The following is a 14,245-nucleotide window of genomic DNA, read 5'->3' as shown; positions in this document are numbered from 1 at the left end:
AGCTCCGACGCCCTGGGCGGGCCCCGTGCGTAAGGGCGGACCCGCCGGCGTGCGTCAGTCCTACCGATCGGCGGGAGCCACCGGCCCCCGGGCGATCAGGACGTCGGCCTCGTGGCGCCAGCCGAGGGAGGAGTAGAGACGCTGGCCTTCCTCGCTGGCGATGAGGAGGCCGGTACGCGCGCCTTGGGCCACGGCGGCTTCCGCCAGTGCGCTCATCACGGCGCTGCCCAGGCCGCGTCGCTGGTGTGCCGCGTACGTCTCGATGCGATCGGCGATCGCATCGGCGCCGACCACGGCGATGGTGCCGTTCGCCGCCGGCTCTCCGGAGGGTGTGCGGAGGGTGACGACCGTGACCGGTCCCTCCGTGCGGATCTCGCGCTCGTACGGCTCCGTGGGCGCGTGCTGCGGGTGCGTCGTCAGGTCGGTCGTCATGAGCCACTCCGATCGCTGGAGCACCACGAGTCCGGCGGCGGTGACGAGGGCCTCGACGGCGTCCGGGTGGGACGTGGGCACCGTGAGCCAGGTGGACTGCCCTGCGGCGGCGACGACGTCCGCCAGCCGCGACACGGATTCGGGCTCTTCGTCGGCGCGCAGCGCGAACACCTCCGCCTCGCGGCTGCGTTGGCCGCACTCGGACCGCAGGCCGTCGCCGTCCCCGGCGGACCCGACCGGCTCGGCCTCGGGCAGGGAGCGCGCCACGGACCAGCCGTTCAGCCAGCGTCGTATCAGGTCTGATGCGGTGTTCGTCATCGGGTGATTAGAGCACGACCTCGATCGGCGGAGGGGCGAGCCCACCGGCTCCCGTCGTCCGTTGCCCCAGGGCGTCGTGGGGCTTCCGGGAGGGGCGAATCCCGCGAACCGAGGCTCTAAACCGGGATCTCCGGTGCAACCGCCGTCGGTAGGGTGGGACGTGAACTCCAGGGTCTGCGTCAATCCCTGATCGAAGGGCCGTGATCGGAGAGTCCCGGAATGCTGCTGCCGCTCACCCGTGGGAAGACCGAGCTCATCGAGGTCGTCCGTATCACCGATCCCGCCAGGCACCTCACTTCGAAGGACCTGGCGGGCGACACTGCCGCTTTCTGGGAGGGCGACCAAGCCCAGCAGGTCCTGTCTCTGATCGCCGGTCTGCCGGGCGGTGAGCTGCACCGCTGCTTCCTCCCGGGCTGGGGAATCCGTGCGTACGACTCCGCCGATCAGCTCTTCGAGATCGCGTTCTGCTTCCGCTGTCACGGTGCCCGGATGTGGGGGCCGGATCTTCCTGCCGGGCAACGAGCCCAGAACTTCGACGGGGAGAGCCCTGCCGCACAGGAACTGCTCCTGCGGTTTCGCTCCTGCCTGCCGGAGTGAGGTGCGGTTCCCGCAGGCACCCGTGCGGACGTGCCGGTCCAGCACTCGACGCAGGACACCCGAGGCGCTCCCGCGAGCGGTCGTAAGGCTGGTGACCAGGTCCGCTGCCCGCCGGGCACCCGATCACCTCGGAGAACCTTGAGGCGGCCGAGGCCCGCCAGGGTGTACGGCTGGAGTCCGGGGACGCCCTGGTGGTGCGCTGCGGGTGGTCTGCGTCATCGACCCGGAGAAGCCGATGCCGGGCATCAGCCTGGACGTGGTGCGGTGGATGCGCCGGCGCGGGGTGTCCCGGTACACCGGTGACCTCGGCGACGCGTATCCGCCGCTTGACCCCGCCGTGCCCGGACCACTGCACCGCGTCGCGCTGCCCCTGCTGGGCATGCCCCTGCTCGACGTGACGGATCCGGATGAACCTGCGGCTTTCCGTGCGGAGTTGAACCGTACGCGTTTCCGCTCCCGGTGGTGCCCCCGCGTATCCACGGATGGACCGGCATCCCGGTCCATCCGCCGGCGATCCTCTGACCCGGAAGGTGTGACGGAAGGAGTGACGGACGGCGGTCACCCGGCGACGGCCGAGGCGAGCCGCGCGATCGGGTCGCCCTGGACCTGGTGCTGCGAACGGCCGGTGGGCCAGGTCGAGAAGCCGTCGTCGTGCCACCGGGGGATCACGTGGAAGTGCAGGTGGGGCACGGACTGCTCCGAACCGGGGCCGCCGGCGTTGAGGACGTTGACCCCGTCGGCCCGCAGCGCCGACCGCATCGTGTCGGCGACCCGCCGCACCAGCGCCACCGTCTCGGTGAGGACCTCCGGCGGGGTGTCGAAGAGGTCGGCGAAGTGGGAGCTCGGGACGACCAGGGTGTGGCCAGGGGCTATCGGTGCGAGCGGGGCGAAGGCGGAGGCCACCGGCCCGCGAGCGACCCACCGGGCCGAGCCGGCCTCGACGAGGGCGCAGAAGACACAGTTCATGGGTCCGACCCTGGCAGACGCGACCGAGGAGGCCCGCCCGGCGATCTGTTGGACGGTGTCCGGTACGAGCGCGGACCAGCGGTGAGCTGCAGGGAGTGGGGAGGCTGCTCGCCCCTCCTCTTCCACCGCCCCCTCCCTTCCACCGCCCCTTCTCTTCCACCGCCCCACTCCGACCCGGTTCGCTCCTGGGGCGGCGCGCTCTACGGTGATGGGCATGGAACCGGTACCGACCCTCGTCCACTCGGACAGCCCCTTCGTCAACTTCCGCCATTTCGACTTCGCCGAGGGCGGCCACGGGTACCGCGGGGTCGACATCAAGCGTTTCCGGCTGCCCGCCGAGGCGCCCGACGACCGGGAGGTGCTGGCGGCCCTGATCGCGCATCCCCGGTTCCGGGACACGTACGACGGAGCGGGCGTCCAGGACCCGGGCGTGCAGGACCGGCCCCGGCACGGCCAGTGGTGGCTCGACCGCATCACCCCCGACACCTACGCGGTGGTGGACGACGCGACTGCGGTCGGTCTCGTCCACGCCTGGGCGGCCCAGCACGGCGACCTCCCGGAGGAACTCGCCACGCGCCTGAGGGAGGACGTCTACGGCCCGATCCGCACGGCGACCACCCGGTACCTGCTGGGGCAGCTCCCCAGAGACGCTTTGCACGACTACGGCCCGCTCCACATCGACTCCTACGAACTGGTCCTGATCGACCGCCCCGGAGCCGTGCTCACCCTGCTCGTGGCAGCCGACGACTGATCCCGGGCGACCCCGGCCCGGCATCACGCCGACCACACGCGGGGCGCGGTTGGCCCGTCCGCCTCCCGGCCACGCCCCCTGTCGCCCGTACGGGCTGGGCCGGATGGCCGGTCGCCTCACCGGTGCGGGGGCAGGGCCGTTTCCGATTCTGCGACGGGGTTACTCGTGATGCATGGCACCGACCCCCGAATCACCCGATGACCAGGAAGAACCCGGCGGGCACCACCTCGCGGGACACCACCTCGCCGGCAGGGACCAGGACGCGGAGGCGTCCTCGCGAAAGCGCGCGTCCGAGCCCGAGGATGTGGGCCCCGGCCCGGAGGTGGAGGCCAACGCCCCCGACAGCCCGACCGGCATGCCCAAGCGGTCGTGGGGGGCGGTGCTGAAGCGGACGGGCAGGGAGTTCAAGGACGACGAGCTGACCGACCGGGCGGCCGCCCTGACCTACTACGGCATCCTCGCGCTCTTCCCGGCCCTGCTGGTGCTGGTCTCGATCCTCGGCCTTGCCGGGGAGTCGACCACCCAGAAGGTCATGGACAACCTGAAGAAGCTCGCGCCCGGTCCGGCCCGCGACATGCTGACCGACGCCGTGGAGCAGCTGCAGAACAACGGCGGCGTCGGGTCGGTCATGGCCGTCGTGGGCCTGGTGCTGGCGGTCTGGTCGGCCTCCGGCTACGTCGCGGCGTTCATCCGTTCCTCCAACGCCGTCTACGACCTGCCCGAGGGCCGCCCGGTGTGGAAGGTGCTGCCGCTGCGCTTCGTGCTGACCGTGGTCCTGATGGTGATGGCGGTGATCAGCGCGCTGATCGTCGTCTTCACCGGCCCGCTCGCCCGCCGTGCGGGCGAGACGCTCGGCGTCGGGGACACCGCGCTGACGGTGTGGTCGATCGCGAAGTGGCCCGTACTCGCCGTGCTCGTCATCCTGATGATCGCGATTCTCTACTGGGCCGCGCCCAACGCCCGTGGCCGGGGCTTCCGCTGGATCACCCCCGGCAGCTTCCTGGCGCTCCTGATCTGGCTGGTCGCCTCGGCGGGGTTCGCGCTGTACGTCGCCAACTTCGCCTCGTACAACAAGACGTACGGCACCCTCGCCGGGGTAATCGTGTTCCTGGTGTGGTTGTGGATCACCAACCTCGCGATGCTTCTCGGCCTCGAATTCGATGCCGAGTTGAGCCGGGAGCGGGCCATCGTCGGTGGCCTTCCCGTGACCGAGGAGCCGTACGTCGAACCGCGCGACACCTCCAAGTGGTCCGACGAGGACCGTCGACGGCTCGGCTGAATCCATGACCCGGGCCCCGGCCGACCCGGCCGGGACCCCTGGACGCACGGGAGAGGGACGGGGCACCGGTGTACAGGACAGCGGACGACGGTACGGACTGGAGCCGCCTGAGCGGGATGGACGCGCTGCGGCGGGGGGACCGGCTGCTGACCCACTGGGTGGCGCGCCGGCGGTCGCCGGTGACGCGGGAGGTGCTGCCCGCCGTGGAGTCGGCGGCCGAGCGCACCAAGCTGTGGTGGGCCGCCGCCGGGATCATGGTCGCCGTCGGCGGCGGCCGGCAGCGGAAGGCGGCGGCCTGTGGACTGGCCGCCATGGGGCTCGCGGAACTCCTCTCCAACGGTGTGGGCAAGCAGCTCTACGAGCGCCGGAGGCCGCCAGCCGAGCTGATCCCGCACGACGGCGTCCACGACCGGCCCGACAGCTCGTCGTTCCCCTCGGGCCACACCGCCGCCGCCGTCGGGTTCACCGCCGGAGTCGCCGCCGTCTCCCCGGTCGTGGGGGCGTTCTGCGCCGTACCGGCAGCGGCGGTGGCGGTCGAGCGGGTGCAGTCCGGGGCGCACTACCCGAGCGATGTGGCCGTGGGCGCCGCCCTCGGCCTGGCGAGCGCCTGGCTGGTCCACCGCGCTCCGAAGCTCTGGTGGCGCAGGCTGCTCTGAACGGGGACGGCGACCGCGACGGGCGGCACGCGCATACGGCGTTCCGCCCGGGGTACCCGCGATGCGACCCATTCATGACAATCCAGCGATATGCGGCGAATGGTTTCTCCTTCCCGGGTGCCGGCGCCGCAGGGGAAGGTGGCGAACGGCCATGAGCACGGTTGAGTACCCTGCCGGGCCGCGCGGTTCCGGAGACGGCACCCGGACCGGCGCCGGCGGACCGGACGGCGCGCGGCGCGCCCCGGCGGATGCGTCCGTGGGGGCGCTGGTGAGCCAGGCGTCCCAGCAGCTGTCACAGCTGGTGCGGGACGAAATGCGCCTGGCGCAGGCGGAGATGACACAGAAGGGCAAGCGGCTCGGCCTGGGCGGCGGGCTGTTCGGTGGCGCGGCCGGCGTGGGTTTCCTCGCGCTGGCCGCGCTGGTGGCCGCCGCGATCGCCGGTCTGGCCACCGCGATGCCGGTGTGGGCTTCGGCCCTGATCGTGGGCGCCGTGCTGGCGGCGGTCACGGCGGCCCTGGCGATGAAGGGCAAGAAGGAGATCGCCCTGGCCACTCCCCCCAAGCCCGAGCGGGCCATCGACGACGTCAAGGCCGACATGGCAGAGATCAAGGAGAAGGCGCACCGATGAACGACATGCCCCAGTCCCGGCCCACGCACGACGAACCCCTGACCCCCGAGGAGTTGCGGGCGAAGGCGGAGGCGACGCGCGAGCAGCTCGGGCAGACCGTCGAAGCACTGGCGGCGAAGGCGGACGTGAAGGCACAGGTCCAGCGGAAGGCCGAGGACGCCAAGGTCCAGGCCCAGGCCAAGGCGACGCAGGCCAAGGTCCAGGCGCGGCTGACCGCGATGGACGCCAAGGCGCAGGTACGGGAGAAGTCCGCCGACGCCAAGGCCCAGGTGCGGGAGAAGGCGGCGCTGGCCAAGGACCGGGCCGCCCGGATCGCCCGGGACGCGCAGGAGAAGCTTCCGCCCCCGGTGGTGGACAAGGCGGCGCGGGCCAAGGACCGGCTCGGCGCGGCTGCCACGTCCCTTGCCGCGAGGGTCGAGGAGAAGACCCCGGACACGTTCGCGGAGCGGGCCGGGCGTGCCCAGCGGGCGGTCGGCCGCCGACGCGGCCCGCTCCTCGCCGGGGCCGCCGCCGCGCTGGTGCTCGTGGTGGTGAGGAAGCGCCGCGCCGGAAAGCGCTGAGGCGGCGTGCGGCGGTGAGGGCTGCTTGAGGCGACGGCCGGAGGGCGGGGTGACCGGGGTTCCGGTCGCCCCGCCCTCCGGTCGTCCCCCGCGCCCGGGCAGCCGCCGGGCGTGCCGGGCGCGGGTGCGGGGGCGGTGGCCGGGCAGGGGTAGCAGAGGCGGCGGAAGCAACCGTGCGTCCGGGCCCGGGTGGAGGAGAGCGGCGATGACAGCGGAGAACGGGACGCACGACGGCACGGAGTGGTGGAAGTCGTCGGTCGTCTACCAGGTCTACCCCCGCAGCTTCGCGGACTCGGACGGCGACGGGATCGGCGATCTGGACGGCATCACCCGCCGCTTGGACCACATCGCCGGCCTGGGGGTGGACGTGCTGTGGCTCTCCCCGGTGTACCCGTCGCCCCAGGCCGACAACGGCTACGACATCAGCGACTACCAGGACATCGACCCCGTCTTCGGCGACCTGGACGCCTTCGACCGCCTGCTGGCCGCCGCGCACCGGCGGGGCATGAAGCTGATCATGGACCTGGTGGTCAACCACACCTCGGACGCCCACCCCTGGTTCCAGGAGTCGCGCGACCCGGACAGCCCCAAGCGGGACTGGTACTGGTGGCGTCCGCCGCGCGAGGGGCGCGAGGACGGCGCCGGGAGGCACGAGGACGGCACCGCGAAGGGTGGGGGCGACACCGCAGCCCACGAGGACGGCACCGCGAAGGGCGGGGGCGGGGAGCCGAACAACTGGGGTTCGTTCTTCTCGGGACCCGCCTGGACGTACGACGGGGCGAGCGGGGCGTACTACCTCCACCTGTTCGCTCCCGGGCAGCCCGACCTCAACTGGGAGAACCCCGAGGTGCGTCAGGCGGTGTACGCCATGATGCGGTGGTGGCTGGACCGGGGCGTGGACGGCTTCCGGATGGACGTCGTCAACCTCATCTCGAAGGACCCGGCCCTCCCCGACGGCGAACCGTCCGCCGAGGGCCTGTTCGGTGACGGCTCACCCCACTACGTCTGCGGCCCGCGCATCCACACGTACCTCCAGGAGATGCACCGCGAGGTGATGGGCCGCTACCCGGGACGGTTGCTCAGCGTCGGCGAGATGCCCGGGGTGACCGTCGAGCAGGCGAGGCTGTTCACCGATCCGGAGCGCGCCGAACTCGACATGGTCTTCCAGTTCGAGCACGTCGGTCTCGACCACGGGCACGGCAAGTTCGATCCGCGCCCGCTGCTGCTGACGGACCTGAAGGCGTCCCTCGGCCGCTGGCAGGAGGGCCTCGCCGACGTCGGCTGGAACAGCCTGTACTGGAACAACCACGACCAGCCGCGCGTGGTCTCCCGGTTCGGCGACGACAGCCCGCCGCACCGCACCCGGTCCGCGACGATGCTGGCGACCGTGCTGCACCTGCACCGGGGCACCCCGTACGTCTACCAGGGCGAGGAACTCGGCATGGCCAACGCCCCGTTCGCCACCATCGAGGACTTCCGGGACATCGAGTCGCTGCACCACTACGCGCGGGCGCTGGAGGCGGGTGCCCGGCCCGAGGACGTGCTGCCCGGCCTGCGGGCGATGGGCCGGGACAACGCCCGTACCCCCATGCAGTGGGACGCGTCCCCGCACGCAGGGTTCACCACGGGGACCCCCTGGCTCCCGGTCAACCCCGATCACGTCGAGTTCAACGCCGAGGCCCAGTACGCGGATCCGCGCTCCGTCTACCACCACTACTGCCGTCTCATCGCCCTGCGCCGACGTGAACCCGCCGTCGTGCACGGCGACTTCACCATGCTGCTCCCCGACGACGAGCGGATCTACGCGTTCACCCGCCGCCACGGCGGGACGGCGCTGCTGGTCCTGGGCAACTTCACCGGTGGGACGGTGGCCGTGGAGCCCGCCGACCTCGCGCCCTGGTACCAGGAGTGGGAGGGCGCCGAGCTCGTCCTCGGCAACGGCCCGTCCGCGCCCTCCGGGCCCGGCCGGCTGGTCCTCGCCCCCTGGGAGGCGCGGGTGCACCGCCTCGTCCGGTGAATACGGCCGGTGAGGGCGGACGGGGAGGGCGGCCGGTGAATACGGCCGGGGAGGGCGGCCGGTGAGGGCGGCCGGGGGTGGCCGGTGAGCGCGGCCGGCGGGGTGCCGGGCCGATGATCCGGGTATCCCCGGGTACTCGCGCCCCATGACCGTCTACGGATTCCACGCATCGCACGAACAGGTGCCGCCGGGCGCCCTGTTGGCCGCCGTCGTCCGCGCCGAGCAGGCCGGTTTCACCGCCGCCATGTGCTCCGACCACTTCTCGCCCTGGAGCGTTCGGCAGGGCGAGTCGGGCTTCGCCTGGTCCTGGCTGGGGGCCGCGCTCCAGGCCACCGACAGCATCCCGTTCGGTGTCGTCAACGCCCCGGGACAGCGCTACCACCCCGCGATCGTCGCGCAGGCGATCGGCAGCCTGGCGGCGATGTACCCGGGCCGTTTCTGGGCCGCCCTGGGCAGCGGCGAGGCGTCCAACGAGCACATCACCGGCGAGGGCTGGCCGCGCAAGGACGTACGCAACGCACGGCTGCGGGAGTGCGTCGACGTCGTCCGGGCGCTGCTGCGCGGCGAGGAGGTGAGCCACGAGGGGCTGGTGACCGTGGACCGGGCCCGGCTCTGGACGCTCCCCGAGGCGGTGCCGCCGCTGATCGGAGCCGCGTGCAGCGAGGAGACGGCGCGGTGGTGCGCCGACTGGGCGGACGGCCTGATCACCGTCAACGCCCCGCACGCGACCCTGCGGCGGATCGTGGACGCCTACCGGTCGGCGGGCGGCAACGGTCCGCTGACCCTCCAGGTCCACCTCAGCTGGGACCCCGACCACGGCACCGCGCTCGCCCTCGCGCACGACCAGTGGCGCACCAACGTGCACGGCCCGCCCGCGAGCTGGGACCTCGACTCGGCGGAGCTCTTCGACAGCGTCAGCGAGCACGTCACACCGGAGCGGGTCGCCGAGAGCGTCCGCGTCTCCGCCGACCTCGGCCGACATGCCGCCTGGCTCCAGGAGTACGCGGACCTGGGCTTCGACCGGATCATGCTGCACCACGTGGGCGTCGAACAGAGCGCCTTCATCGACGCCTTCGGGGAGAAGGTGCTGCCGCGCCTCGACGTCACCCGGCCCGCCCCCGCCGTGGCGGGCGGTGTCCGATGAGGCTGACCCGTACCTCCGACGTGTGGTGGAAGAACGCCGTCGTCTACTGCCTGGACGTGGAGACGTACCAGGACGGCGACGGTGACGGCACCGGCGACTTCGCGGGGCTCACCCAGCGGATCGACCACCTGGTGCGCCTGGGCGTCACCTGCGTGTGGCTGATGCCCTTCTATCCGACCCGGGAGCGTGACGACGGCTACGACATCACCGACTTCTACGGTGTCGATCCCCGGCTGGGCACGCTCGGCGACTTCACCGAGTTCGTGCGGACCGCCCGTGACCGGGGCATCCGGGTCATCGCCGACCTGGTGGTCAACCACACCTCCGACCACCACCCCTGGTTCCTGGACGCCCGGTCCGGCCGGGACTCCGCCCACCGCGACTGGTACGTCTGGTGCGACACGCCTCCGGAGGACGGTCCGCGGGGAGTCGTCTTCCCCGACGAGGAGAAGAGCGTCTGGGAGTACGACGAGAAGACCGAGCAGTACTACCTGCACCGGTTCTACAAGCAGCAGCCGGACCTCAACGTCGCCAACCCCGCCGTGCGGGACGAGATAGCCCGGATCATGGGCTTCTGGACCGAGCTCGGACTGTCCGGCTTCCGCGTGGACGCGGTGCCCTTCCTGCTGGAGACCGACGGGCAGCAGGACGCGGACGGCCTCCCCGACCCGCACGCGTACCTCGCCGACCTGCGGGCCTTCCTCGGCCGCCGCAACGGTGAGGCGATCCTGCTGGGCGAGGTGAACCTGCCGTACCCCGACACCGCCCGTTTCTTCGGCGGCGCGCAGGCCGGGGAGGGCGACGAACTGACCCTCTGCTTCGACTTCATCGGCATGCAGCGGATGTACCTCTCGATGGCCCGGGAGGACGCCGGGCCCCTGGCGGCGGCTCTGCGCGAGCGCCCGGTGCCGCCCCGTGACGCGCGCTGGGCGACCTTCGTCCGCAACCACGACGAGCTGACGCTCGACAAGCTCGACGAGGACGAACGCGCCGAGGTCTTCGCCGCCTTCGGCCCGGACGAGGACATGCAGGTGTACGGCCGGGGTCTGCGCCGCAGGCTGCCGCCGATGGTCGACGGCGACCGCCGCCGCGTCGAGCTGGCCTACAGCCTGCTCCTCAGCCTGCCCGGGACCCCCGTGCTCTTCTACGGCGAGGAGATCGGGATGGGGGAGAACCTGGCCGCACCGGGGCGCCAGGCGGTACGGACCCCGATGCAGTGGACCCCCGACAAGGGCGGCGGCTTCACCTCGTCCGACGAAGGGCCCCTGCCCAATCCGGTGGTCGAGGGCGCCTTCGGGCCGAAGCGGGTCAACGTGCACGACCAGATGCGCGATCCCGACTCGCCGCTCTCCCGGATGCGGAGCCTGATCGAGCGGTACCGCGAGGCGCCCGAACTGGCGTGGGGCCGCTGCGAGGTGCTCGACACCGACGACCCCGGGGTGATGGCGCACCTCAGCTCGCTGCCGGAGGGAGCGGTGCTGGCCGTGCACAACTTCTCCGGCCGGCAGCTCACCGCGGCCGTGGAGGTCCCCGGCCTGCGGGGCGGCCGTCTCCTCACCGACCTGGCCGACGGCGGGTCGGTGAAGGCGGCGGCCGGAGGGCGGATCGGCGTCGGTCTGGAACCGTACGGCTACCGCTGGCTGCGGGTGAACACCCCGCTGGACGACCCGGACCGCGCGGTCGCGGAGTGACCCCCTGACGTCCACGGAGTGACCCCTGACGTCCACGGAGTGATCCTCTGACGTCCTCGGGCCCCGCGCGATCCTCCGCGCGGGGCCCGTCGGGCTGTCGGTACCGTCCGGTGGTCAGCTCACGCGGCCGGGGCCAGCACCACGTGGGCGGTGCCGGGGACGGACGCGGTGCCGTCGGCGTAGAGGGCGGCCACGCGGTAGAAGTGCGTGGTGCCCGAGGCGGCGGACGTGTCCGTGACGCTGGTGCCCGAGTACGGCGAGGGAGCTGCCGCGAGCGGCTCGTACGCCCCGGTCGCCGGGTTCCAGCGCTCGACCGTGTAGCCCGTGGCGTCCGTGACCGGCTGCCAGGTGAGCTCGGCGCCGCCGGTGGGGGCTGCGTCGGCGGTGACGGTGACCGGGGAGCCCTCCGGGGTCGTCACGGTGGGGGTCAGGTCCCGCTCGGTGACGATCACGACCGGGTTGGCCTCGGGGTCGCCCATGCTGGTGTTGCCGGAGGTGTCCTGCACGTCGACGAAGTAGCAGCGTTCCTCACCGTCGGGCAGCCGGACGTCGGTGTACGAGGTGACGGTGGGGCCCACGTACGCGGAGTCCACCGCGTAGCAGACCGAGGTGCCCTCCTCCTCGTCGGTGACCAGCTCGCCGATGAGGACCCGCTGGCGTGCGATGTCGGGCTCGCCACCGTTCTTCCAGCGCAGCTCGACGCCGTAGTCGGTCGGCTCGGCGGTGAGGCCGGTGACCGGGGCCGGTGCCGTCAGGTCCTCGTACAGCGTCCTGGTGGTGACGCTCGCCGAAGCCGCCGACTCCTTGCCGGAGGCGTCGAACGCCTTGACCACGTAGTGGTACGTGGTGCTCCCCACCGGATAGCTGTCCTCCCAGGTGAACCGGCGGCTGCCGTCCGACAGCAGAACCGATGCGACGACGTCGGCGGCGGGTGCGGCCTTCGTGTCGACGGGCAGGGTCGTGGAGCGGTAGACGTGGTAGCCGGCGACCGAGCCGTCCGTCGTCGCCCGGAGCCAGGAGAGCGTGACCGAGCTCGTGGCCGGGACCGCCGTCAGGCTGTGCGGGGCGGCGACGGTCCGGTGGGCGGAGCCGGCCGCGTACGTCGCCGGGGTGTAGGCCGAGGTGCGCCCGGCGCCGTCCACGGCGGCCACCCGGTACTGCCACTGCGCGGACCGGGCGACAGCGGTGTCGTTGAAGGAGGTTCCGGCCACCGACACGGTGGTGGCGGTACCGGAGCCGCTGCGGTTCAACAGATAGCGGGTCGCGCCCGCCACCGGCTTCCAGGTCACCGCGATGCCCGCGTCCGTACCCGTGGCGGTGAGACCGGTGGGCGTGGTCATGAGCGGCGACACCACGGGGACGTCGGCCGAGCCGGTGGAGACGTTCCCGGCCTTGTCGACGACGCGGATCTCGTAGTAATAGGTCTTGCCGGGCGCGGGGTTGAGGCCGGTGTAGCCGGTGGCCCCGCCCGCGGCGACCTGGGTGTACGCGGTGGTGCCGGCCAGGCGGCGGTAGACGCGGTAGCCGGCGAGATCCATCTCCACGCTCGCCGGCCAGGTCACCTTGACCTTGCCGGACGCGGTGTCGTGGACGGCCTTCACACCGGCCGGGGTGCGGGGCCTGACCTTGTCGACCGTCTTCGACGTGCGGGGCGCGTAGCTGAACTTGACGTTGGCGGCGCCCGTCCAGTTCACGTAGTCCACGCGCAGGGTGTGCTTGCCGGACGGGACGGTGAGGTTGACCGACTTCGACACGGTGGCCGAGCCGTTCTTCCAGATGTCGATCTTCCGGACGCCGTCCAGGTAGACCCGCACCCCGTCGCGGGCCGACGCGGCGAAGGTGAAGGGGCCGCCTCCGCCGAAGTCGCGGGTGACGGAGTAGCGGACGGCGAAGTTGTCCTTCGGCAGACCGGACACGGGCGCGTTGGTGCCCCAGTTCTGGTCCATCGCGTCGTCGCAGTCGGTCTTCTTCGGCGTGCCGGCGAACGTGGTGTTCGCGTAGAAGGTGCGCGTGAAGTAGTTCGTCCTGCAGACCACCGTGGCCGCCGCCGCCGGAGTGGCGCCGAGGGCCGAGAGCAGCGTGCAGGAGGTCGCCGCGACGGAGAGGGCCGCGACGGAACGGAGCCCTGCGCGGGAACGGGATATCACGTGGGAAGGCCCTTTCGGACAAGGGTCGTCGGGCACAACGGGAGGGGAGCACGGAGGAGGGGCCCGGTGCGCGGAGCGCGCGCGGCCCGGACCCCTCCCGTGGCACCGGTGCGGTGCCGGGGACTACTTCTTGAAGCCGTAGTCCAGGAGCTTCTTGACGTCGGTCGTGCGGGTGGCCTCGGTGGAGGAGGCCAGGACGGCGCCGATCACCGTCTTGCCGTTGCGGGTCGCGGCGAAGACCAGGCAGTACTTGGCATTGCTGCCGGAGCCGGTCTTGATACCGATCATGCCGCTGTAACTGCTCAGCAGCTTGTTGGTGTTGGTCCACGACATGTAGCGGTAGCCGCCGCTCTTCGTGGTGACCTTCTGCTTCGTCGACTTGGTCTTGACGATGGAGCGGAAGGTGGAGTTCTTCATGGCGCTGCTGGCGATCTTCGTCAGGTCGCGCGGGGTCGAGTAGTTCGAGCCATTGCTTATGCCGTCGAACGAGTCGAAGTGCGTGTTCTTCAGGCCGAGGGTCTTCGCGTCGGCGTTCATCTTGCCGAGGAAGGACTTCACCCGGGCCGCGCGGGTCGTGCCGGTGCCGAACTTGTCGGCGAGCGCGTACGCAGCGTCGCAGCCGGACGGCAGCATCAGGCCGTACAGCAGCTGGCGCACGGTGACCTTGTCGCCGACGATCAGGTGCGCCGAGGAGGCGCCCTTGGAGACGATGTAGTCGCTGTACGCCTTCTGGATCGTGACGGTGCTGTTCAGGTTGAGGTTCTTCTGGGCCAGCACCACCTTGGCGGTCATGATCTTGGTGGTGGAGCCGGTGGCGCGGCGGGTGTCGGCGCCCTTGGAGTAGAGCGTCGCGGAGTTCGCGTTGTTCATCACGAACCCGCCGGGCGCGACGACGGTGGGCGTCGGGACCGTGGCCGCCTGCGCGGTGGTGGCGAGCGCCCCACCGGCGATGACGGCACCGGCCGTCAGGGTTACGGTCGCCGCGACGGACGTGCGGCGAATGCCCCTCATGCGGATCTTCAAGATAAATGCTCCAAATGCCACTGGAATGCGACTGCA

General features: G+C 71.8%; 14 protein-coding genes. 10 read left to right on the top strand and 4 right to left on the bottom strand.

Features of this window, described 5'->3' with window-relative positions:
* Positions 1–60: 60 nt before the first annotated feature.
* Complete coding sequence (locus ACFZAX_RS04715) at positions 61–750, bottom strand: GNAT family N-acetyltransferase (protein WP_390959063.1); 690 nt, start codon at positions 748–750, stop codon at positions 61–63.
* 219 nt (positions 751–969) lie between these two features.
* On the opposite strand from ACFZAX_RS04715, the gene ACFZAX_RS04710 reads away from it, so the two are divergent.
* Both ACFZAX_RS04710 and ACFZAX_RS04705 read left to right on the top strand, forming a co-directional pair.
* Complete coding sequence (locus tag ACFZAX_RS04710) at positions 970–1,347, top strand: hypothetical protein (RefSeq protein ID WP_390959062.1); 378 nt, start codon at positions 970–972, stop codon at positions 1,345–1,347.
* Between the two features lie 104 nt (positions 1,348–1,451).
* Positions 1,452–1,745, top strand: a complete 294-nt coding sequence (locus ACFZAX_RS04705; protein WP_390959245.1) for a cyclase family protein — start codon at positions 1,452–1,454, stop codon at positions 1,743–1,745.
* 160 nt (positions 1,746–1,905) lie between these two features.
* Here the strand turns inward: ACFZAX_RS04705 and ACFZAX_RS04700 are convergent, their stop codons facing one another.
* Positions 1,906–2,313 (bottom strand): HIT domain-containing protein, encoded by a 408-nt coding sequence (locus tag ACFZAX_RS04700; RefSeq protein WP_390959061.1) that lies wholly within the window; start codon positions 2,311–2,313, stop codon positions 1,906–1,908.
* A 214-nt stretch (positions 2,314–2,527) separates the two neighbouring features.
* Here ACFZAX_RS04700 and ACFZAX_RS04695 point away from each other — a divergent pair, with 214 nt between their 5' ends.
* From ACFZAX_RS04695 to ACFZAX_RS04660, 8 genes are all read left to right on the top strand, one after another.
* On the top strand, positions 2,528–3,064 hold the full coding sequence (locus tag ACFZAX_RS04695) for a hypothetical protein (protein ID WP_390959059.1): 537 nt from the start codon (positions 2,528–2,530) through the stop codon (positions 3,062–3,064).
* A 172-nt stretch (positions 3,065–3,236) separates the two neighbouring features.
* Positions 3,237–4,343: a YhjD/YihY/BrkB family envelope integrity protein gene (locus ACFZAX_RS04690; protein WP_390959057.1), complete on the top strand. Its 1,107-nt coding sequence runs from the start codon at positions 3,237–3,239 to the stop codon at positions 4,341–4,343.
* Between the two features lie 68 nt (positions 4,344–4,411).
* Positions 4,412–4,999: a phosphatase PAP2 family protein gene (locus tag ACFZAX_RS04685; RefSeq protein ID WP_390959056.1), complete on the top strand. Its 588-nt coding sequence runs from the start codon at positions 4,412–4,414 to the stop codon at positions 4,997–4,999.
* 151 nt (positions 5,000–5,150) lie between these two features.
* Complete coding sequence (locus ACFZAX_RS04680; protein ID WP_390959055.1) at positions 5,151–5,627, top strand: phage holin family protein; 477 nt, start codon at positions 5,151–5,153, stop codon at positions 5,625–5,627.
* Complete coding sequence (locus tag ACFZAX_RS04675; RefSeq protein WP_390959053.1) at positions 5,624–6,187, top strand: DUF3618 domain-containing protein; 564 nt, start codon at positions 5,624–5,626, stop codon at positions 6,185–6,187. Before ACFZAX_RS04680 ends, ACFZAX_RS04675 begins: the two co-directional genes overlap by 4 nt.
* A 205-nt stretch (positions 6,188–6,392) precedes the next feature.
* Positions 6,393–8,204, top strand: coding sequence for an alpha-amylase family glycosyl hydrolase (locus ACFZAX_RS04670; RefSeq protein WP_390959051.1), 1,812 nt, complete (start codon positions 6,393–6,395; stop codon positions 8,202–8,204).
* Between the two features lie 145 nt (positions 8,205–8,349).
* On the top strand, positions 8,350–9,348 hold the full coding sequence (locus ACFZAX_RS04665) for a TIGR03885 family FMN-dependent LLM class oxidoreductase (protein WP_390959049.1): 999 nt from the start codon (positions 8,350–8,352) through the stop codon (positions 9,346–9,348).
* Positions 9,345–11,039 carry an alpha-amylase family glycosyl hydrolase gene (locus ACFZAX_RS04660; protein ID WP_390959047.1) on the top strand — a complete coding sequence of 565 codons (1,695 nt, stop codon included), beginning with the start codon at positions 9,345–9,347 and terminating at the stop codon, positions 11,037–11,039. The genes ACFZAX_RS04665 and ACFZAX_RS04660 overlap by 4 nt, the downstream gene beginning before the upstream one ends.
* A gap of 119 nt (positions 11,040–11,158) precedes the next feature.
* Here the strand turns inward: ACFZAX_RS04660 and ACFZAX_RS04655 are convergent, their stop codons facing one another.
* Both ACFZAX_RS04655 and ACFZAX_RS04650 read right to left on the bottom strand, forming a co-directional pair.
* On the bottom strand, positions 11,159–13,186 hold the full coding sequence (locus tag ACFZAX_RS04655; RefSeq protein WP_390959045.1) for a PA14 domain-containing protein: 2,028 nt from the start codon (positions 13,184–13,186) through the stop codon (positions 11,159–11,161).
* A 123-nt stretch (positions 13,187–13,309) separates the two neighbouring features.
* The gene (locus tag ACFZAX_RS04650) at positions 13,310–14,197 is read right to left on the bottom strand and encodes a D-alanyl-D-alanine carboxypeptidase family protein (RefSeq protein ID WP_390959043.1); all 888 of its coding nucleotides are present in this window, start codon (positions 14,195–14,197) and stop codon (positions 13,310–13,312) included.
* Between the last annotated feature and the right edge of the window lie 48 nt (positions 14,198–14,245).

The organism is Streptomyces sp. NPDC008125 (genome assembly GCF_042957125.1).
In the GTDB taxonomy this organism is placed as follows: Bacteria; Actinomycetota; Actinomycetes; order Streptomycetales; family Streptomycetaceae; genus Streptomyces.
The sequence above is the reverse complement of the archived record's forward strand: the minus strand, read 5'-3'. Positions and strand labels throughout refer to the sequence as shown.